At 56.0% G+C, this 21,630-nt stretch carries 16 protein-coding genes; 14 read left to right on the plus strand and 2 right to left on the minus strand.

The annotated features are described in order from the left end of the window. Positions 1-68: 68 nt before the first annotated feature. From syd to SIK97_RS04455, 8 genes are all read left to right on the plus strand, one after another. Positions 69-626, plus strand: coding sequence for a SecY-interacting protein (gene syd / locus SIK97_RS04420; protein WP_014226606.1), 558 nt, complete (start codon positions 69-71; stop codon positions 624-626). A 633-nt stretch (positions 627-1,259) separates the two neighbouring features. Next, positions 1,260-1,589 (plus strand): YqcC family protein, encoded by a 330-nt coding sequence (locus SIK97_RS04425; protein WP_014226604.1) that lies wholly within the window; start codon positions 1,260-1,262, stop codon positions 1,587-1,589. Further along, positions 1,589-2,383, plus strand: a complete 795-nt coding sequence (gene truC / locus SIK97_RS04430) for a tRNA pseudouridine(65) synthase TruC (protein WP_014226603.1) — start codon at positions 1,589-1,591, stop codon at positions 2,381-2,383. Before SIK97_RS04425 ends, truC begins: the two co-directional genes overlap by 1 nt. Positions 2,384-2,385: 2 nt before the next feature. After that, positions 2,386-2,829: a flavodoxin gene (locus SIK97_RS04435; RefSeq protein ID WP_014226602.1), complete on the plus strand. Its 444-nt coding sequence runs from the start codon at positions 2,386-2,388 to the stop codon at positions 2,827-2,829. A 484-nt stretch (positions 2,830-3,313) separates the two neighbouring features. Then, positions 3,314-4,672 (plus strand): galactarate/glucarate/glycerate transporter GudP, encoded by a 1,359-nt coding sequence (gene gudP / locus SIK97_RS04440; protein ID WP_004124361.1) that lies wholly within the window; start codon positions 3,314-3,316, stop codon positions 4,670-4,672. Beyond that, positions 4,669-6,009: an enolase C-terminal domain-like protein gene (locus tag SIK97_RS04445; RefSeq protein ID WP_057173009.1), complete on the plus strand. Its 1,341-nt coding sequence runs from the start codon at positions 4,669-4,671 to the stop codon at positions 6,007-6,009. Before gudP ends, SIK97_RS04445 begins: the two co-directional genes overlap by 4 nt. 19 nt (positions 6,010-6,028) lie before the next feature. Continuing rightward, a complete protein-coding gene (gene gudD / locus SIK97_RS04450; RefSeq protein ID WP_014226600.1) occupies positions 6,029-7,369 on the plus strand; it encodes a glucarate dehydratase in 1,341 nt (446 codons plus the stop codon). Positions 7,370-7,440: 71 nt separating this feature from the next. Then, the gene (locus SIK97_RS04455; RefSeq protein WP_014226599.1) at positions 7,441-8,580 is read left to right on the plus strand and encodes a glycerate kinase; all 1,140 of its coding nucleotides are present in this window, start codon (positions 7,441-7,443) and stop codon (positions 8,578-8,580) included. 49 nt (positions 8,581-8,629) lie between these two features. Here the strand turns inward: SIK97_RS04455 and barA are convergent, their stop codons facing one another. Beyond that, positions 8,630-11,383, minus strand: coding sequence for a two-component sensor histidine kinase BarA (barA, locus tag SIK97_RS04460; RefSeq protein ID WP_069684215.1), 2,754 nt, complete (start codon positions 11,381-11,383; stop codon positions 8,630-8,632). A gap of 122 nt (positions 11,384-11,505) precedes the next feature. Here barA and rlmD point away from each other — a divergent pair, with 122 nt between their 5' ends. From rlmD to eno, 5 genes are all read left to right on the plus strand, one after another. After that, the gene (rlmD, locus tag SIK97_RS04465) at positions 11,506-12,849 is read left to right on the plus strand and encodes a 23S rRNA (uracil(1939)-C(5))-methyltransferase RlmD (RefSeq protein WP_057173791.1); all 1,344 of its coding nucleotides are present in this window, start codon (positions 11,506-11,508) and stop codon (positions 12,847-12,849) included. A 97-nt stretch (positions 12,850-12,946) separates the two neighbouring features. Then, entirely contained in the window at positions 12,947-15,184 is a 2,238-nt protein-coding gene (gene relA / locus SIK97_RS04470; RefSeq protein WP_004853643.1) for a GTP diphosphokinase, read from the plus strand. 68 nt (positions 15,185-15,252) lie between these two features. Then, positions 15,253-16,044, plus strand: a complete 792-nt coding sequence (gene mazG / locus SIK97_RS04475) for a nucleoside triphosphate pyrophosphohydrolase (protein WP_014226596.1) — start codon at positions 15,253-15,255, stop codon at positions 16,042-16,044. Positions 16,045-16,271: 227 nt separating this feature from the next. Then, entirely contained in the window at positions 16,272-17,909 is a 1,638-nt protein-coding gene (gene pyrG, locus SIK97_RS04480; protein ID WP_004105009.1) for a glutamine hydrolyzing CTP synthase, read from the plus strand. A gap of 80 nt (positions 17,910-17,989) precedes the next feature. Beyond that, the gene (gene eno / locus SIK97_RS04485) at positions 17,990-19,288 is read left to right on the plus strand and encodes a phosphopyruvate hydratase (RefSeq protein WP_004124327.1); all 1,299 of its coding nucleotides are present in this window, start codon (positions 17,990-17,992) and stop codon (positions 19,286-19,288) included. A 66-nt stretch (positions 19,289-19,354) separates the two neighbouring features. On the opposite strand, the gene SIK97_RS04490 is transcribed toward eno, so the two are convergent. Continuing rightward, positions 19,355-20,464: an SDR family oxidoreductase gene (locus SIK97_RS04490; protein WP_014839382.1), complete on the minus strand. Its 1,110-nt coding sequence runs from the start codon at positions 20,462-20,464 to the stop codon at positions 19,355-19,357. Between the two features lie 460 nt (positions 20,465-20,924). Between SIK97_RS04490 and queE the strand changes: the two genes are divergently transcribed. Continuing rightward, positions 20,925-21,596, plus strand: a complete 672-nt coding sequence (gene queE, locus SIK97_RS04495) for a 7-carboxy-7-deazaguanine synthase QueE (RefSeq protein ID WP_004124321.1) — start codon at positions 20,925-20,927, stop codon at positions 21,594-21,596. Positions 21,597-21,630: the final 34 nt, after the last annotated feature.

A 21,630-nucleotide genomic window follows, 5' to 3' on the forward strand; every position in this document is an offset into this window, starting at 1 on the left:
TTTCACCATAGTTAAAGCGGTTACACTATATGCCAAGTGTATCCTGTCTAACGTGAAGAGAGAAACCGGTGGACCAGCAAACCGCAGAAGCGCTACAAGCATTTACCCAACGTTATTGTGAGGCGTGGCAGCAGCAGCGCTCCAGCCTGCCGCGCAGCGAAGAGCTTTACGGTATCCCGTCGCCGTGCGTCAACGGCACGGATGATGACGGCGTTTTCTGGCAGCCGCAGCCGTTTTCATTAGCACAAAATATTGACGCGGTTGAACGGGCGCTGGAGATTGTGGTACAACAACCGCTTCATGCTTATTATACCACTCAGTTTGCTGGTGATATGCAGGCGCGTTTTGCCGATGAAACTGCCGATGAAACCATGACGCTGCTGCAAACCTGGAGCCCGGATGATTTCCAGCGGGTGCAGGAGAATCTGATTGGTCATCTGCTGGTGCAAAAGCGTTTGAAGCTGTCGCCCACGCTGTTTATCGCCACGCTGGACAGCGAACTGGAGGTCATTTCGGTCTGTAATATGAGCGGTGAAGTGATCAAAGAGACCCTCGGCACCCGAAAACGGACGACCCTTTCTCCCTCGCTTGCGAGTTTCCTTAATTCCCTTAAGCCAGTTCTGTAATCCACAGTACCCAAACTTTTGTGAGAGATCTCTTACAAGACCTGTAAGAGATCGTCATCATTTAAGCCGATCCTCCAGGGGTTGTATTTTAAGAAATATAATATTTTTCAAGTGATTAATGATTTTCTCATTAAGGATACTGACGATTAATCTTAAGATATTGTCTTAACAAGGGTTGTAAGACAGGGCGGAATCAGGGATTCTATACACATCGACAGGGAGTTGATAAAGGAAGTGAACATCAGGATGACGACGCTTCTGCAGGACCCGCCAGGATGGCGTTGCAAGGACAGGCTTCAGGATGAAGCACAGGATAACGCAGGATTGCGTAAAAGGACACCTCCAGGAAGGAGAACGAGAGCCGAGCGGGACGTTCGGTGGATCAGGAAGATCAGGACAGACTTAAGGATGAGTTATTTCGCATCGGGGTGGTGTGAAAGCAGGATGCAACTGTTTATGGATGAACATGGTCAGGAGACCTCAGGAAAAGTTTTCAAGGACGAGCAGGGAGCACCAATGTAGCTGGATTGCTGCAAAACGAACCGGGAGCACTGTTTTATACAGTGCTCCCTTTTTTTATTTCTCGTCTGAATTTGCTATTCTGCGCCGGTTTTTAACTCACCGAGGTTTCCCATGACTCTTGACCATCGCGTGCGCGAGCGCCTGCTCGCCATTGAAGCGCTGCTGCGCGAAACGGAACACTGGCAGGATAGTGCCCCCGATAGCCGCGCGTTTGCCAGCGAACAGCCGTTTTGCCTCGACACCATGGAGCCGCTTGAATGGCTGCAGTGGGTATTGATTCCGCGTATGCACCAGCTTCTGGAAAGCGGAACGCCGCTGCCGCAGAACTTCGCCGTTGCGCCCTATTATGAGATGGCTCTGGATAATGCTCACCCCGTGCGCGAGCGGGTGCTGGCCGAACTGGTCCTGCTGGATGCGCTGTTTGCCGGCGGCGAAGCCTGATGCTGGAGATTTTATATCAGGACCAGTGGCTGGTCGCGGTGAACAAGCCATCGGGCTGGCTGGTGCACCGCAGCTGGCTGGATCGTGATGAAAAAGTGGTGGTGATGCAGACCGTGCGCGACCAGATAGGCCAGCACGTGTTCACCGCCCATCGCCTCGACAGGCCGACGTCCGGCGTGCTGCTGATGGGGCTGTCGAGCGAAGCGGGAAGATTGCTGTCGCAGCAGTTCGAGCAGCATCAAATGCAGAAACGCTATCATGCGATCGCTCGCGGCTGGCTGAACGACGAAGCGGTGCTTGATTACCCGCTGGTTGAGGAACTGGATAAAATCGCCGATAAGTTTGCCCGCGAAAATAAAGACCCGCAGCCGGCGGTGACGCATTATCGCGGCCTGGCGACGGTAGAGATGCCGGTGGCGACCGGCCGTTACCCCACGACCCGCTATAGCCTGGTGGAGCTGGAACCGAAAACCGGACGTAAACACCAGCTACGTCGCCATCTTGCCCATCTTCGCCATCCGATTATCGGCGATAGCAAACACGGCGATTTGCGGCAGAATCGCAGCGCGGCGGCGCACTTTGGCTGCGATCGGCTGATGCTGCACGCCAGCCAGCTCTCGTTAACGCATCCCTTTACCGGCGAACCGTTGGTTATTCGCGCCGGTCTTGACGACGTCTGGATGCGCGCGCTGTCGCAGTTTGGCTGGCGCGGCCTTCTCCCGCTAAATGAAAGGGTTGAGTTTGCCGACGACTGCGGTCAGGATGAAGAGATACAGGTCAATTCAGGGAGATAGTCATGGCAGAAGTCGGAATTTTTGTCGGCACGATGTATGGAAATTCGCTCTTGGTCGCCGAAGAGGCGCAGGCTATTTTGAGCGGGCTGGGGCATCAGGCGAAAGTCTTTGAGGATCCCGAGGTCAAAGACTGGGAGTCGTATAGCGGTAGATATGTGCTGGTGGTGACATCGACCACCGGACAGGGCGATTTACCGGACAGTATCGTGCCCTTGTACGAAGGCATCAAAGATATGTATCAGCCGCATTTACGCTATGGGATTATCGCCCTGGGCGATAGCACCTACGCTAACTTCTGCGGCGGCGGCTTAAAGTTTGATGCGTTATTGCAGGAACAGGGCGGCACGCGCGTTGGCGAGATGCTGATGATTGACGCCAGCGAAGATCCGGAACCCGAAAGCGTCTCTAACCCATGGGTAACGCAGTGGGCGTCGCTGCTCGATTAAAAAGTTTCGCCCTCTCCCTACACTAGAGGGCGCTCCTTTTTTACTGATGTTCAATGCCAGAGCCAGATTAACGGTCAAAAAGATCGTACCAATTCTCCGCGTAGCTGGCTTCGGGCATTTGCCTTAAAACCTGTGTAATGCCAGGGCCTTTACCGGGCTATTTCACGGGGTCAAGAGAGTTGATTCACACTCCTGCCTTTTGCACCGCCGTTTCCGCCTCTGAACGCGCGCGGTTTTTCATTTCCGTGAACCATCCCCCATCTCATTAGGCATACGCCATAAATCACATTTACTCAGCCGGTGAAAGCTGTGTATTTGCACGGTGAGCCCGCCAGCCCCTCTTTTTATACTTTCCCTGCCAGTTCCCAATGCAGTGCCAGATATAACGAAAACAATGAAAAACACTAACACGTCATTCTGAGTACCCTACAGGTTGTGCTGTTCAGAATGAACGTAGCTAACGCTATGATTCAGGAGTGCAACAATGAGTTCATTAAGTCAGGCGGCGAGCGGCGCTGAAAAGCGCACCAATGCTCGCTACTGGATAGTGGTGATGCTGTTTATCGTCACATCCTTCAACTACGGCGACCGCGCCACCTTATCCATTGCCGGATCGGAGATGGCCAAAGATATTGGTCTTGACGCCGTTGGCATGGGGTATGTTTTCTCCGCGTTCTCATGGGCCTATGTGATCGGCCAAATCCCGGGCGGTTGGCTGCTTGACCGTTTCGGTTCAAAACGCGTCTACTTCTGGTCCATTTTTATCTGGTCCATGTTTACCCTGCTGCAGGGCTTCGTTGATATCTTCAGCGGCTTCGGCATTATCGTCGCGCTGTTTACCCTGCGTTTTCTTGTCGGCCTGGCCGAAGCGCCCTCTTTCCCCGGAAACAGCCGTATCGTCGCGGCGTGGTTCCCGGCGCAGGAGAGGGGCACAGCGGTGGCTATCTTTAACTCCGCGCAATACTTTGCCACCGTTATTTTTGCGCCAATCATGGGGTGGCTGACCCATGAGGTGGGCTGGTCGCACGTGTTCTTCTTTATGGGCGGCCTCGGGATTATCATCAGCTTTGTCTGGCTGAAGGTGATTCATGAACCCAACCAGCATCCGGGCGTGAACCAAAAAGAGCTCGATTACATCGCCGCAGGCGGCGCGCTTATCAACATGGATCAGGCGGCGGCCAAAGCCAAAGTGCCGTTTAGCGTAAAATGGGGGCAAATTAAGCAGCTGCTGGGCTCCCGCATGATGATTGGCGTCTATATCGGACAGTACTGCATTAACGCTTTAACCTATTTCTTTATCACCTGGTTCCCGGTTTATCTGGTGCAGGCGCGCGGCATGTCCATTCTGAAAGCCGGTTTTGTCGCTTCGGTGCCAGCTATCTGCGGCTTCGCGGGCGGGGTGCTCGGCGGGATTATTTCCGACTGGCTGATGCGTCGTACCGGCTCGCTGAATATCGCGCGTAAAACGCCGATCGTGATGGGGATGCTGCTGTCGATGGTGATGGTGTTCTGTAACTACGTCAACGTGGAGTGGATGATCATCGGCTTTATGGCGCTGGCCTTCTTCGGTAAAGGCATCGGCGCGCTGGGCTGGGCGGTCATGGCGGATACGGCGCCGAAAGAGATCAGCGGCCTGAGCGGCGGTCTGTTCAACATGTTCGGCAATATCTCCGGTATCGTGACGCCGATTGCGATTGGCTACATCGTTGGCACCACCGGTTCGTTTAACGGCGCGCTGATTTATGTGGGGGTCCATGCGCTGGTGGCGGTACTGAGCTATCTGGTGCTGGTGGGTGATATTAAGCGTATTGAACTGAAACCTGTGGCAGGACAATCATCATGACAACGCAATCGAGCCCCGTTATCACCGACATGAAGGTTATCCCGGTGGCCGGGCAGGACAGTATGCTGCTCAATATCGGCGGTGCCCATAACGCGTACTTTACCCGCAACATCGTGGTGCTGACCGATAACGCTGGCAATACCGGCGTCGGCGAGGCGCCCGGCGGCGAGGTGATTTATCAGACGCTGGTGGATGCTATCCCGATGGTTTTGGGGCAGGAAATCGCCCGCCTGAATAAAGTGGTTCAGCAGGTGCATAAAGGCAACCAGGCCGCGGATTTTGACACCTTTGGTAAAGGCGCCTGGACGTTCGAACTGCGGGTGAACGCGGTGGCGGCGCTGGAGGCTGCGCTGCTGGATCTACTGGGCAAGGCGCTCAACGTGCCGGTTTGCGAACTGCTGGGGCCGGGCAAGCAGCGCGATGCGGTAACCGTGCTGGGCTACCTGTTCTACGTGGGCGATCGCACCAAAACCGCTCTGCCTTATCTGGACAGCACGCCGGGCAGCCACGCGTGGTATCGCCTGCGTCATCAGGAGGCGCTGAACAGCGAGGCGGTGGTGCGCCTGGCGGAGGCCGCGCAGGATCGCTACGGCTTTAAAGATTTCAAACTCAAGGGCGGCGTGCTGCCCGGCGAGCAGGAGATCGAAACCGCCCGCGCGCTGAAGAAGCGTTTCCCGGATGCGCGCATTACGGTCGACCCTAACGGCGCCTGGCTGCTGGATGAAGCCATCGCCCTGTGCAAAGGGCTGAACGATGTGCTGACCTACGCCGAAGACCCCTGCGGCGCCGAGCAGGGCTTTTCCGGCCGCGAAGTGATAGCGGAGTTTCGCCGCGCCACCGGTTTGCCGGTGGCAACTAACATGATCGCCACCAACTGGCGCGAAATGGGCCATGCGGTGATGCTGAACGCCGTGGATATTCCGCTGGCCGATCCGCACTTCTGGACCCTGTCCGGCGCGGTGCGCGTGGCGCAGCTGTGCGATGACTGGGGCCTGACCTGGGGCTGCCATTCCAATAACCACTTTGATATTTCACTGGCCATGTTCACCCACGTCGGCGCGGCGGCGCCGGGTAACCCCACGGCCATTGATACCCACTGGATTTGGCAGGAGGGAGATTGCCGCCTGACCAAAAATCCGCTGGAGATTAAGCACGGAAAAATTGCTGTTCCGGACGCGCCAGGACTTGGCGTTGAGCTGGACTGGGAGCAGGTACAGAAAGCGCATGAGGCGTATAAAAAGCTGCCCGGCGGCGCGCGTAATGACGCAGGCCCAATGCAGTACCTGATCCCCGGATGGACTTTTGACCGTAAACGCCCCGTTTTCGGCCGTCACTGATTTGAATAAGGACTAAATTATGAGCGCACAATTTTCGACCCCCGTTGTTTCTTCTATGCAGGTCATTCCGGTCGCGGGCCACGACAGCATGCTGATGAACCTGAGCGGCGCGCACGCCCCGTTCTTCACGCGCAATATTGTGGTGATCAAAGATAATTCCGGCCATACCGGCGTCGGTGAAATCCCCGGCGGAGAGAAAATCCGCACCACCCTGGAGGACGCGATCCCGCTGGTGGTCGGTAAGACGCTGGGTGAATACAAAAACGTGCTGACCGCCGTGCGCAATACTTTCGCCGACCGCGACGCCGGTGGACGCGGTTTGCAGACCTTCGATCTGCGTACCACAATTCACGTAGTGACCGGGATCGAAGCGGCGATGCTTGACCTGCTGGGCCAGCATCTGGGCGTGAACGTGGCGTCTCTGCTGGGCGATGGCCAACAGCGCAGCGAAGTGGAAATGCTCGGCTACCTGTTCTTCGTCGGCAACCGCAAAGCCACGCCGCTGCCGTATCAGAGCCAGCCGGATGACAAATGCGACTGGTATCGCCTGCGTCATGATGAAGCGATGACCCCGGATGCGGTGGTGCGCCTGGCGGAAGCGGCGTATGAGAAATATGGCTTTAATGACTTTAAACTGAAAGGCGGCGTACTGGCCGGGGAAGAGGAAGCGGAGTCCATCGTTGCGCTGGCGAAGCGCTTCCCGCAGGCGCGCGTGACCCTCGATCCGAACGGCGCGTGGTCGCTGGATGAAGCGATCAAAATTGGCAAATACCTGAAAGGCTCTCTGGCCTATGCGGAAGATCCGTGCGGCGCAGAACAGGGCTTCTCCGGACGCGAAGTGATGGCGGAGTTCCGCCGCGCCACCGGCCTGCCGACGGCGACCAATATGATCGCGACCGACTGGCGTCAGATGGGCCACACGCTGTCGCTGCAGTCCGTCGATATCCCGCTGGCGGATCCGCACTTCTGGACCATGCAGGGTTCCGTCCGCGTGGCGCAGATGTGCCACGAGTTTGGCCTGACCTGGGGCTCGCACTCTAACAACCACTTTGATATCTCGCTGGCGATGTTTACCCACGTGGCGGCGGCAGCGCCGGGTAAAATTACCGCCATCGACACCCACTGGATCTGGCAGGAGGGTAACCAGCGTCTGACCAAAGAGCCCTTTGAAATTAAAGGCGGGATGGTACAGGTACCGGCGAAACCGGGTCTGGGCGTGGAGCTCGATATGGATCGGGTAATGAAAGCTCATGAGCTGTACCAGAAACACGGCCTGGGCGCGCGCGATGACGCGATGGGCATGCAGTATTTGATCCCGAACTGGACGTTTGATAACAAGCGTCCGTGCATGGTGCGCTAAAGAAATACCGGTCCCTTCGGGGACCGGTTTCCTGCACGGCGTCGGGTAATCGTTCATTTTAAGGACAGCATATGAAGATAGTGATCGCACCGGATTCATACAAGGAGAGCCTGAGTGCGCTGGATGTCGCAACCGCGATAGAACAAGGTTTTCGGGAAATTTACGCCGATGCGGAGTACGTTAAGCTGCCGGTTGCCGACGGTGGCGAAGGAACCGTTGAAGCCATGGTTGCCGCGACCCAGGGATGCCGGATTGCGGTCACCGTCACCGGTCCGCTCGGTGAACCCGTGGAGGCCTTTTATGGCCTGTCGGGCGACAGGCAGTGCGCGTTTATTGAAATGGCGGCGGCAAGCGGCCTGGAGAGCGTACCGCCGGCGCGGCGAAATCCTTTGCTGACCACTTCATGGGGGACCGGCGAGCTGATTCGCCATGCGCTGGATGCCGGAGTGAGGCAAATTATTATCGGCATCGGCGGCAGCGCGACGAACGACGGCGGCGCCGGGATGGTACAGGCGCTGGGGGCGAAACTGCTGACCAAAGATAACCAGCAGATTGCCGCCGGCGGACGCGCGCTGGAGAGCCTCGCGCGCATCGACGTTAGCGAACTTGATAAACGCCTGGCCGGCTGTCGTATTGACGTCGCTTGCGATGTTACTAACCCGCTGACGGGACCACAGGGCGCGACGGCGGTATTTGGGCCGCAGAAAGGGGCGACGGCGGAGATGATCCCCTGCCTGGACAACGCGCTGGCCCATTTTGCCGATATTATCCATCGCGATTTAGAACTTGATGTGCTGCATCTTGAAGGCGGCGGCGCGGCGGGGGGAATGGGCGCGGGCCTGTACGCCTTTTGCGGCGCAAAGCTGCGGCCGGGCATTGAGATTGTGACCGATGCGCTCCATCTTGCCGATATCGTGGCGGATGCGGACCTGGTGATCACCGGCGAAGGGCGTATCGATAGCCAGACGGTTCACGGCAAAGTGCCGGTTGGCGTGGCGAGGGTGGCAAAACGCTACAACCTGCCGGTCATCGGCATTGCCGGGAGCCTGACGGCTGACGTCGGCGTCGTGCATCAGCACGGCCTGGATGCGGTATTCAGCGTGATTTATTCAGTTTGCACCCTGGAGCAAGCACTGGAAAATGCCGCCGAAAACGTGCGTATGACGGCGAGAAACGTCGCCGCCGTGCTGAAAATGGGCCGGCTATTATAGGTTTTTCCCCGGTCGCGAAGCGCAGACCGGGGCTCGCGTTTTACATCCTCTAAATCCCCAACAGCTTACAGGCTTCGCGCGCGACGTTGTCCATTTCATCCAGCAGCTCCAGAAACTCCGGCTCCATCTCCTCGGCGGCGGTGCCCGCGCGTAGCTGGCTCTCAAGGGTATGACACAGTTTTTTCAGCCGCGGCACGCCGCTATAGCTACAGCTGCCGTGAAGCTTATGAATAAGATCCAGCACGCCTTCCGGCTGTTCTCCCACCAGCTGTTCTTCTACCTTGTTACGCACCTCCGGCATAAAGGCGAGCAGCATCTGCAGCATTTCCCGCGCCAGATCCGGTTTCATCGCCGCCTGACGCAGCGCCAGCTGCCAGTCGAGGGTGATGTCATGGTTAACGGGCGGCTCAACAGGCTCCGCGGCGACCTGCGGCGGTAGCGTCTTTCCCGGCTGGTAGCGCAGCAGCAGGCTGTAGAGCTTATCCTCCTCAATGGGTTTCGCCAGATAGTCGTTCATCCCCGCGCTGAGTAATTTCTCTCGCTGCCCTTCCAGGGCGTGGGCGGTCACGGCGATCACCGGCGTTTGCTGCTGATGAGGGAGCTGGTGAATCAGTTCGCAGGCGCGGATCCCATCCATCTCCGGCATCTGAATATCCATCAGAATCAGATCCTGCTGCGTTTCTCTGGCCCGCTCGACGGCGTGCTGGCCGCTGTCGCAGAGGATAACGTGCTGGACTAAATCCTCCAGCAGGGCGCCGATAAGCTTGAGATTCGCCGGATTGTCATCAACGGCCATGACCGTCATCGGAAGCTTCTTACTATCGGAACGCGGCGGCAGAACCGTTGGCTGCGTCTGGCAGGAGGCCGTCAGCGCTGGCAATAAGCGCGTTGAGGTCAGTGGCTTAAGCAAACAGGCGGCAATGCCGTCCTGGCGCAGCGTTTCGGCGCTGACCTGGGCGTGGCACGGCAGGGCCAGCACCAGATGATCGGCAAGCTTGCTGGCTCTTTCCAGCTTATCGCGATGCTGGCTCAGGTCGCGTATTGATACGGGAATGCCGGCCAGCAGGATATCGTAGTGAGCATCCGGTAGGGCGGTCATCGTCGGACTGTAAACCACCTCCAGCGGCGTTGTCGCCAGTAGCTCCATCGTACACTGCGCCGCCGCCGCGTTGGCCTCGATATAGGCCAGCTTTTTACCCGCCAGGCACTGGGTTGGCACGCTGTCGGGAACCGCGTTGGGGTTGAGGTCGAGGCTGATATGGAACCAGAACGTCGAGCCGCGATTAGGCTGGCTATGGAAGGAGATATCGCCGCCCATCTCTTTCACCAGCCGCTGGGTGATGACCAGCCCAAGTCCGGTTCCTCCGTGGCGACGGGAGATGCTGGCGTCGGCCTGGCGGAACGCCTGGAACAGACGCGACTGATCGCGTTCAGGAATTCCGATACCGGTATCGTGGATCTGGACTTCGATTTGTACTCTTGAGTTGCTGATGGCGCGCTGTTCCACCAGCACGTCGATATTGCCGTGTTCGGTGAACTTAATGGCGTTGCCCATCAGGTTGGTAATAATTTGCTGCAGGCGCAGCGGGTCGCCAATGACGTTATCCGGCACATCGTTTTTGATATTCAGCGTCAGCTCCAGCCCCTTATCGTGCGCCGAGTGCGCCAGCAGCGTGACCACCTCGTCCAGCGAAGTGCGCAGCAGGAACGGAATACTCTCCAGAATAAGCTTCCCGGCTTCGAGCTTAGAGAAGTCCAGAACATCGTTAATGATGGCCAGCAGATTATTCGCGGAACGCTCAATGGTCGTCAGGTGATCGCGCTGGGTAGTGTTTAAGTCGGTCTTCAGCGTCAGGCGGGTAAAGCCAATGACGCCGTTGAGCGGCGTGCGCAGTTCATGAGACATATTGGCGAGGAATTCGGATTTGATTCGCGCCGCTTCCTGCGCGCGTTTTTTCGCCAGGTCCAGCTCGACGTTCTGGATTTCCATCTGTTCAAGCGTTTCCCGCAGATCCGATGTCGCCTGATCGACGTTATGCTGCATCTCTTCGTGGTAGGCCGCCAGCGACATGGCCATGGAGTTGATACCGTTTTTCAGCATATCCAGCTCGCCGAGCATAAAGCCTTCGACGCGGCTATCAAGCTGGCCCCGGCGGATGCGGTCAACGGTATTCACCATATTGCGGATCGGCCCGGTCACGTCGCGCATCAGCCGCCAGCCGAAGATCAGCGCAATACCGATACAGAACAGCATCATCACGCTGGAGATAAAGATCTCTTTGTACTGCTGTAGCCGCACCGATTTGAGATCCATCTCAAGCGCCACGTAGCCCAGCATATTGTCCGGCATCTTGGCATCGCTTCCCGGTGATTCATCCGGTGAATAACTTTCAGAGATAATAGGGGTACGCAAAATCATCAAATCGCCGTGGCGCTCCACGCTCAGGCGGCGGGGAAAGGGTTCCCCTTTTGGCAGCTGAAGTTCGCCGGGATCGAGCTGAAAGTTAGAGGTGACAAACAGCCTGTTGTGCGAGTCGTAGATGGAAATGGCGCGCACAATATCGGAGTGGCGGCGGTGCAGCACGCTGATGAGCTGCCCGATTGACTCGCGGTTTTGCAAATTCATGCCATATTCACTGGAGACCGCCAGCGGTTCGATAATGCTGGCGCCGGCATCCTCCAGCTGGCGCTGTAGGTCGTTATAGCGGTGTGCGACGAAGAAAATACTGAGCAGCAGACCGATCAGAACGGTAGGCGCCAGAATAAGAATCATCATGCGGGCACGAAGGCTGTAGTTGGTCATGCGGTTCCATTATGGGAGAATATACACATCATCTTTCAGGAGGCTGGTGCGTTGTTACTCTGGCTCATCCTGACCGAACTCTTATTCAGAGTCAGTATATTTAATTGAGACAAATCTCTACGATGGCGCAATTCTACTCTGCAAAACGGCGTGTGACGACGCGCCAGATCATAACCGTTACAGTAAATGACCTTGACCCCTTCGGCCAGGGCGTTGCGCGTCATCAGGGTAAGGCGCTGTTTATCAGCGGTTTATTGCCACAGGAGCAGGCTAACGTTGTTGTGGTCGAAGATAAAAAACAGTACGCCCGCGCCCAGGTTAAACGCCGTCTTAGCGATAGCCCGCAGCGGCAGGCGCCGCGCTGCCCGCATTTTGGCATCTGCGGCGGGTGCCAGCAGCAGCACGCCAGCATTGAGCTGCAGCAGCAGAGCAAACGCGCCGCGCTCGCGAGGCTGATGAAGCGCGAGGTTGATGACATTATAGCCGCTTCGCCGTGGGGCTATCGCCGCCGGGCGCGTCTGAGCTTGAATTATCAGCCAAAGTCCCAACAATTACAGATGGGCTTCCGCAAGGCTAACGCCAGCGAGATCGTCGATGTGGTGCAGTGCCCCGTTTTGGTGCCCACTCTTGGTGCGCTATTGCCCGCGGTACGTGAATGTCTTAGCGAATTGAAATCGGTGCGTCAGCTTGGCCACGTTGAGCTGGTGCAGGCGGATAACGGCCCGCTGATGGTATTGCGCCATACGGCGGCGCTTCCCGCGGCAGATAAAGAAAAGCTGGAACGTTTTTCGCAATCTCACGGTCTTTCCCTGTACCTCGCCCCGCAAAGCGAGATACTGGAACATATTCGCGGGGAAGCCCCCTGGTATACCTCGGACGGTCTACGCTTAGTGTTCAGTCCGCGCGATTTTATCCAGGTGAACGATGGCGTAAACCAGCTGATGGTGCGTACGGCGCTGGAATGGCTGGATATCCAGCCTCAGGATCGCGTGCTGGACCTCTTTTGCGGCATGGGCAACTTTACCCTGCCGCTGGCGAAGCGTGCGGCGCAGGTGGTTGGCGTTGAAGGGGTTCCCGCGCTGGTGGCGAAGGGCCAGGAGAACGCGGCGTTGAACGGGTTGCATAATGTGACTTTCTTCCATGAGAACCTGGAAGAGGACGTCACCCGCCAGGCGTGGGCGAAGCACGGTTTTGATAAGGTCTTGCTCGACCCGGCGCGCGCCGGCGCGGCGGGCGTTATGTTACATATTATAAAATTAGCGCCGCGTCGGGTGGTGTATGTTTCATGTAACCCGGCGACCCTGGCGCGCGATAGCGACGTTTTATTGCAGGCGGGATATACCATTCAACGCCTGGCGATGCTCGATATGTTCCCGCATACCGGACATCTGGAATCAATGGTGTTGTTTGAGCACAAGAATCATTCAAATCGCAGTGAAGCGGCATCCTCAGAAGCAGATGACTGAGATAAAAGACGAACGCCAGCGTTGGCGCGGTTTGAAGGATGAAGTGTAAAAGTTGAGGCTTGCCGACTTCGGCAGGCGGTCCCTTAAGGAGAGGACAATGGTTGCGGTAAGAAGTGCACATTTAAATAAAGCTGGTGAATTTGACCCGAAGAAATGGATCGCGAGTCTGGGAATTTCCAGCCAGCAGTCGTGTGAACGCTTAGCCGAAACCTGGGATTATTGTCGAGAGAAAACGCAGGGGCATCCGCAGGCCGATCTCCTGCTATGGCGCGGCGTGGAGATGGTGGAAATTCTCTCCATGTTGAGCATGGATATCGATACGCTGCGCGCGGCGATGCTTTTCCCGCTGGCGGACGGTAACGTCGTCAGCGAAGAGATCATGCAGGAGAGCGTCGGGAAATCGGTCGTCACCCTGATCCACGGCGTACGGGACATGGCCGCGATACGCCAGCTTAAAGCCACCCATACGGATTCGGTCTCCTCTGAACAGGTGGACAACATTCGCCGCATGCTGCTGGCGATGGTCGATGACTTCCGCTGCGTGGTGATTAAAATCGCCGAGCGCATCGCCCATCTGCGTGAAGTGAAAGATGCGCCGGAAGATGAGCGCGTACTGGCGGCAAAAGAGTGTACCAATATTTACGCGCCGCTGGCCAACCGCCTGGGGATCGGCCAGCTGAAGTGGGAGCTCGAAGATTACTGCTTCCGCTATCTGCATCCGGCGGAATATAAGCGAATCGCTAAGCTGTTACACGAGCGGCGCATCGATCGTGAACATTATATTGATGAATTCGTCAGCCATTTACGCACGGAAATGAAAACCGAGGGCGTCAAGGCTGAGGTCTACGGGCGTCCCAAGCATATCTACAGCATCTGGCGCAAAATGCAGAAAAAACATCTCGCCTTCGACGAGCTGTTTGACGTGCGGGCGGTGCGTATTGTCGCCGAGCGCCTGCAGGACTGCTATGCCGCGCTGGGGATCGTGCATACTCATTACCGCCATCTGCCGGATGAGTTCGATGATTACGTCGCCAATCCCAAGCCTAATGGCTACCAGTCAATTCATACCGTCGTGCTTGGCCCCGGCGGAAAAACCATTGAAATTCAGATCCGTACCCGCCAGATGCATGAAGATGCCGAGCTGGGCGTGGCCGCGCACTGGAAGTATAAAGAGGGCGCCAGCGCAGCGGCCAGCGGCGGGCGCGGCTATGAAGATCGCATTGCCTGGCTGCGTAAACTGATCGCCTGGCAGGAAGAGATGGCCGATTCCGGCGAGATGCTGGATGAGGTGCGCAGCCAGGTCTTTGATGACCGGGTTTATGTCTTTACGCCGAAGGGCGACGTGGTGGATTTGCCTTCGGGTTCGACGCCGCTCGATTTTGCCTACCATATACACAGCGATGTCGGCCACCGCTGCATCGGGGCGAAAATCGGCGGGCGTATTGTGCCGTTCACCTATCAGCTGCAGATGGGCGACCAGATTGAAATCATCACCCAGAAGCAGCCCAACCCCAGCCGCGACTGGCTGAACCCGAACCTTGGCTACGTCACCACCAGCCGCGGGCGTTCCAAAATTCACGCCTGGTTCCGCAAGCAGGATCGCGACAAGAATATTCTTGCCGGGCGACAGATCCTTGATGATGAGCTCGAGCATCTGGGCATCAGCCTGAAGGACGCGGAAAAGCATCTGCTGCCGCGCTATAACTTTAACGAGCAGGACGAACTGCTGGCGGCGATTGGCGGGGGCGATATTCGCCTCAACCAGATGGTTAATTTCCTGCAGGCGCAGTTTAATAAACCCAGCGCGGCGGAGCAGGATGCGGCGGCGTTAAAGCAGCTGCAGCAGAAAACCCACGCTCCGCAGAATCGCAGCAAAGACAATGGTCGCGTGGTGGTGGAGGGCGTCGGCAATCTGATGCACCACATTGCGCGCTGCTGCCAGCCGATTCCCGGCGACGAGATCGTGGGCTTTATCACCCAGGGCCGCGGGATCTCGGTGCACCGCGCGGATTGCGATCAGCTCGCGGAGCTACAGTCTCATGCTCCCGAGCGCATCGTTGACGCGGTGTGGGGAGAGAGCTACTCGGCGGGCTACTCGCTGGTGGTGCGCGTCCAGGCCAACGATCGTAGCGGCCTGCTGCGCGACATCACCACCATTCTCGCCAATGAGAAGGTCAACGTGCTGGGCGTTGCCAGCCGCAGCGATACTAAACAGCAGATGGCGACGATCGATATGACCATTGAGATCTACAACCTGCAGGTGCTGGGGCGCGTACTGGCGAAGCTGAATCAGGTACCTGACGTCATCGACGCCCGTCGTCTGCACGGCGGATAAACTCCCACGCTTATGTCAGCCGGGTCAGGCGCTACCGCCACCCGGCATTTTTTTATCAGGACAGACTTATGACTCAAATCGAACGCCTGCTCGGCATTATGCGGCGTCTGCGCGATCCGGAAAACGGCTGCCCGTGGGACAAAGAGCAGACCTTTGCCACCATCGCGCCGTATACCCTTGAAGAAACCTATGAAGTGCTCGACGCTATCGCCCGCGAAGATTTTGACGATCTGCGCGGTGAGCTGGGCGACCTGTTGTTCCAGGTCGTCTTCTACGCTCAGATGGCGCAGGAAGAGGGGCGCTTTGATTTTAACGATATCTGCGCCGCCATCAGCGACAAGCTGGAGCGCCGTCATCCGCATATTTTCGGCGAGGCGAGCGCCGGTAGCAGCAGCGAAGTGCTGGCCCGCTGGGAACAGATCAAAAGCGCTGAGCGAGCGGAAAAGTCCCAGCACTCCGCGCTGGACGACATCCCGCATAGCCTTCCGGCGCTGATGCGCGCGCATAAAATCCAGAAACGCTGCTCGGCGGTAGGCTTTGACTGGACCTCTCTGGGGCCGGTGCTGGATAAAGTGCACGAAGAAATAGATGAAGTGATGCACGAAGCGCAGCAGGCCGTGGTGGATGAAGCTAAACTGGAGGAGGAAGTGGGCGACCTGCTGTTTGCGACGGTCAATTTATCCCGCCATTTAGGGGTAAAAGCCGAAGTTGCGCTGCAAAAAGCCAACCTGAAGTTTGAGCGCAGGTTCCGCGAAGTTGAGCGGATTGTCGCCGCGCGCGGCCTGGAAATGACCGGCGTTGACCTCGATACCATGGAGCGGGTGTGGCAGGAAGTAAAACGCCAGGAAACTGATCTCTAAAGAGTTTTCGTGATCAAGCGCTATTTGTGTGATTTTTTAAATAACAAGCGCTTGATTTACGTCAAAAACATTTCGCCAAAAGCGGCTATTTTCTCACTCCCTGCGTTTGTGTGGGCCTGATGAAAAGGAGGGATAATGAAAGTTTGTGGCGTCAGTCATGATCGGGTATACTGCTTTCCCGTCCTGGTTATTCCATCGTCTTTTAAACCTAACTTCTCAGGTTCAGCATGACAACGAACTATATTTTTGTGACCGGCGGGGTCGTATCCTCTCTGGGTAAAGGCATTGCCGCAGCTTCCCTCGCAGCCATTCTCGAAGCCCGCGGGCTTAACGTGACCATGATGAAACTGGATCCGTACATCAACGTCGATCCGGGCACCATGAGCCCAATCCAACACGGGGAAGTGTTCGTTACTGAAGACGGCGCTGAAACCGATCTGGACCTGGGTCACTACGAGCGTTTCATTCGCACCAAGATGACCCGTCGCAACAACTTCACCACGGGTCGTATTTACTCTGACGTCCTGCGCAAAGAGCGTCGCGGCGACTATCTGGGTGCCACCGTTCAGGTTATTCCGCATATCACCAACGCGATCAAAGAGCGCGTGCTGGCCGGCGGTGAAGGCCATGATGTGGTGCTGGTTGAAATCGGCGGCACCGTTGGCGATATTGAATCGCTGCCGTTCCTTGAAGCGATTCGCCAGCTGGCGGTGGATATCGGTCGTGAAAACGCGCTGTTTATGCACCTGACCCTGGTGCCGTACATGGCCGCCGCGGGTGAAGTCAAAACCAAGCCGACCCAGCACTCCGTTAAAGAACTGCTCTCCATCGGTATTCAGCCTGACATTCTGGTCTGCCGCTCCGATCGCGCTATTCCGGCGAACGAACGTGCCAAAATTGCATTGTTCTGCAATGTGCCGGAAAAAGCCGTTATTTCGATGAAAGATGTCGATTCCATTTATAAAATCCCGGGCCTGTTGAAATCTCAGGGTCTGGACGATTATATTTGTAAACGATTCAGCTTAAACTGTCCGGAAGCGAACCTGGCCGAATGGGAACAGGTTATCTACGAAGAAGCGAACCCGGCAGGTGAAGTCACCATTGGTATGGTCGGCAAGTACATTGAACTGCCGGACGCCTACAAATCGGTGATTGAAGCGCTGAAACACGGCGGTCTGAAAAATCGCGTCACCGTCAACATCAAGCTGATTGATTCGCAGGATGTGGAAACGCGCGGCGTCGAAATTCTGAAGAATTTAGACGCAATCCTGATTCCTGGTGGCTTCGGCTATCGCGGGGTTGAAGGTAAGATTGCCACCGCGCGCTACGCGCGTGAAAACAACATTCCATACCTGGGCATTTGCCTGGGGATGCAGGTCGCGCTGATTGAGTTCGCGCGCAACGTAGCGGGGATGGAAAACGCCAACTCAACGGAATTTGTGCCAGACTGTAAGTACCCGGTCGTGGCCCTGATTACCGAATGGCGTGATGAAGACGGTAATGTCGAAGTCCGCTCTGATAAGAGCGATCTCGGCGGCACGATGCGCCTCGGCGCGCAGCAGTGCCAGCTGGCTGAAGATAGCCTGGTGCGCCAGCTGTACGGCGAGCCAACCATTACCGAACGCCATCGTCACCGCTACGAAGTCAACAATATGTTGCTGAAGCCGATTGAAAATGCGGGCCTGCGTATTGCGGGCCGTTCCGGGGATGATCAGTTGGTCGAGATCATCGAGGTGCCTAACCATCCGTGGTTCGTCGCCTGTCAGTTCCATCCGGAGTTTACTTCGACGCCGCGTGATGGCCATCCGCTGTTTGCTGGCTTTGTGAAAGCCGCTGGCGAGTACCAGAAGCGTCAGGCGAAGTAAAAGAGTTAGAACGGCAATGCACCCATCCGGGTGCATTGTTTGTCTGGAGTTTTAGTTTAACTTGTACTGAGGAAAACCTAATGTCCAAAATCGTTAAAGTCATCGGTCGTGAAATCATCGACTCCCGTGGTAACCCGACTGTTGAAGCCGAAGTACACCTGGAAGGTGGTTTCGTCGGTATGGCAGCTGCTCCGTCAGGTGCTTCTACTGGCTCCCGCGAAGCGCTGGAACTGCGCGATGGCGACAAATCCCGTTTCATGGGTAAAGGCGTACTGAAAGCTGTTGGCGCGGTTAACGGCCCGATCGCTCAGGCAATCCTTGGCAAAGATGCCAAAGATCAGGCTGGCATCGACAAAATCATGATCGACCTGGACGGTACTGAAAACAAATCTAACTTCGGTGCGAACGCCATCCTGGCCGTCTCTCTGGCTAACGCCAAAGCTGCCGCTGCTTCTAAAGGTCAGCCGCTGTACGAGCACATCGCTGAGCTGAACGGCACCCCGGGCAAATACTCCATGCCGGTTCCGATGATGAACATCATCAACGGTGGCGAGCACGCTGACAACAACGTCGACATCCAGGAGTTTATGATTCAGCCGGTTGGCGCTAAATCCCTGAAAGAAGCCGTACGTATGGGTTCTGAAGTGTTCCACAACCTGGCTAAAGTTCTGAAAGCTAAAGGTATGAACACCGCTGTTGGTGACGAAGGCGGCTACGCGCCGAACCTGGGCTCCAACGCTGAAGCGCTGGCTGTTATCGCTGAAGCGGTTAAAGCTGCTGGCTACGAGCTGGGCAAAGACATCACCCTGGCGATGGACTGCGCGGCTTCTGAATTCTACAAAGACGGTAAATACGTTCTGGCCGGCGAAGGCAACAAAGCGTTCACCTCTGAAGAATTCACCCACTTCCTGGAAGAGCTGACCAAACAGTACCCGATCGTCTCCATCGAAGATGGCCTGGACGAATCTGACTGGGACGGTTTCGCATACCAGACTAAAGTACTGGGCGACAAAATCCAGCTGGTTGGTGACGATCTGTTCGTAACCAACACCAAGATCCTGAAAGAAGGCATCGAGAAAGGCATCGTTAACTCCATCCTGATCAAATTCAACCAGATCGGTTCTCTGACCGAAACTCTGGCTGCGATCAAAATGGCGAAAGACGCTGGCTACACTGCCGTTATCTCTCACCGTTCTGGCGAAACTGAAGACGCGACCATCGCTGACCTGGCTGTGGGTACCGCTGCAGGCCAGATCAAAACTGGTTCTATGAGCCGTTCTGACCGCGTTGCTAAATACAACCAGCTGATTCGTATCGAAGAAGCGCTGGGCGAAAAAGCACCGTACAACGGTCGTAAAGAGATCAAAGGTCAGGCATAAGCCTGTCTTAATCTGATATGAAAAAGCCAGCCTTCGGGCTGGCTTTTTTTATACCTGCAAAAGCGGCTACTTAAAATCTACCGCCATTTGCTGCGGGATAGAAAGCCCGCGCGTGGTCTGTACGCAGCGGTCAATGTAATCGGTAAAGCGCGGCGGTTTTGGCATACCCATGCTGAGCAGCTTGTCGTTGCTGAATCGTACGTTAAGCGTGGCGAAGGCACCGTACAGGCGCATGGCTTTTAGCATCAGCCGTTCGTTGCAGGGGCCAAAAATAGCCTTCAGCTCACGGCGCATTTTGACCAGCGTTTCATAGCTGACCTGCGCGTATTTATCGCCGACCGGCGCCTGCTCGAGGGCGGAGGCCATCGCGTTATCGATATCCGCAAACCTTACGCTGTTTTCCTCTCCCGCGGAAATATGCACCACCTCTCCGCGCGCCAGCGGGCTGGTAAGCAGCATCAGCAGCGCATCGGCGCAGTAATCGACGGGGATTACATCGATGCGGTCTTCCATCGAACACATAAATTTTTGCAGCATCAGCCCCATGCTGAACACCCAGAAGATGCTGCTGGAGGGCTGACAGCCGTGATGAGTGTGGCCAACAACAATAGAGGGACGGGCGATCGCCAGCGGTAGCGTTGGGCACTCCTGCCGCATGAGACGCTCAATTGTTGATTTAGAGTGGGTGTACTCGACCAGATGCTCGGCGCGTTCACGAAACGCCGTACTTTCCGCTACCAGCGAATCGGGGTCTGGCGAGCAGGACATCGCGGTGCCCACGTGCAGAAAGCGCTCAAGGCCGCCGACCTGAGCCATCCGCCGGGCAAACTGCAGCGTGCCTTCGACGTTGACCTTCCAGATAAGCGGATTATTACCAAATGAGGCGACGGCGGCGCAGTTGAGCACGTGGGTAACCTGATTCAGGCGCGGGTCGTCGAGAAAGGGCTGCGGATTGGCCAGATCCCCCAGCAGAATGTTGCCGGGCGTCAGGACCGTTAATCTCTCTTCGCTAATATTGAATTTTCGCAGGTTTTCCTTTACCCGTTCTACGGCAGCTACACTATTATCTGCACGAACTAACAGTAATAGATTAGGCGCATTCTTTTTATTCAGAATGCTTTCTAACACTGCTCCACCGAGAAAACCGGTCGCGCCAGTAATTAATAATGTATTCATGAATGCAGTCTCATTATGGTTGGTTGACTGGATTCTAGGCGCGGAAAATTAAACGGATATTAAATGGAAAATGAACATAAGATGCGGTTTATTAAGGTTATTTTAAGGTAATTTAGCGTCGTGGATCGAATTTGACCCTAAGCTATGACAATAAATTCATTATTTCGTGTATCCATTTGTACATCGTTGAAATTTATTATTTTTAAGTTTGTTATTTTATTTTTGGCTTTCAAAATCATACATGTTTTGTTACACCAAAAATTTTAGCCGTGACGCTTAATAGTCGCCTGATGATTATCAGACTAATTAAATCAGCCGGTGCGGGATAATGGAATCGGCCAGCTGCCGGAGGTTTATCATTAAGGTTTAGGTTCTACCCACCACGCGGCGCAGCGCGGGACAAGATCTGCGCGGGCAAATCTGCGATAATGCGCGCTCACAACCCTAAGCAGAGATGATTATGCAGTACCCGATTAACGAGATGTTCCAGACCTTGCAAGGCGAAGGTTACTTCACCGGCGTTCCCGCCATTTTTATTCGTTTACAGGGATGCCCGGTTGGTTGCGCCTGGTGCGATACCAAACATACCTGGGATAAGCTTGCCGATCGGGAAGTGTCGCTGTTCAGCATTCTGGCAAAAACCAAAGAGAGCGATAAATGGGGCCCGGCGAGCAGCGAAGATCTGCTGGCTATCATCGGGCGTCAGGGCTGGACGGCCCGTCACGTGGTCATTACCGGCGGCGAGCCCTGCATTCATGATTTAACGCCGTTAACCTCTTTACTGGAGCAAAACGGATTTAGCTGCCAGATTGAAACCAGCGGCACCCACGAAGTGCGCTGCACGCCGCATACCTGGGTGACGGTGTCGCCAAAGGTGAACATGCGCGGCGGCTATGACGTACTCTCTCAGGCGCTACAGCGGGCTGATGAAATTAAACATCCGGTTGGACGCGTGCGCGATATCGAAGCGCTGGATGAGCTGCTGGCAACGCTGGCCGATGAAAAGCCGCGTATTATCGCGCTTCAGCCAATTAGCCAGAAAGATGATGCGACGCGCCTGTGCATCGAAACCTGTATCGCCCGCAACTGGCGCTTATCGATGCAGACGCACAAGTACCTCAATATCGCGTGATATAAAAAAACCCTGATAGCGCAGGGCTATCAGG

Source organism: Klebsiella sp. JN_Kp126 (assembly GCF_033843325.1).
Lineage (GTDB): Bacteria > Pseudomonadota > Gammaproteobacteria > Enterobacterales > Enterobacteriaceae > Klebsiella > Klebsiella michiganensis.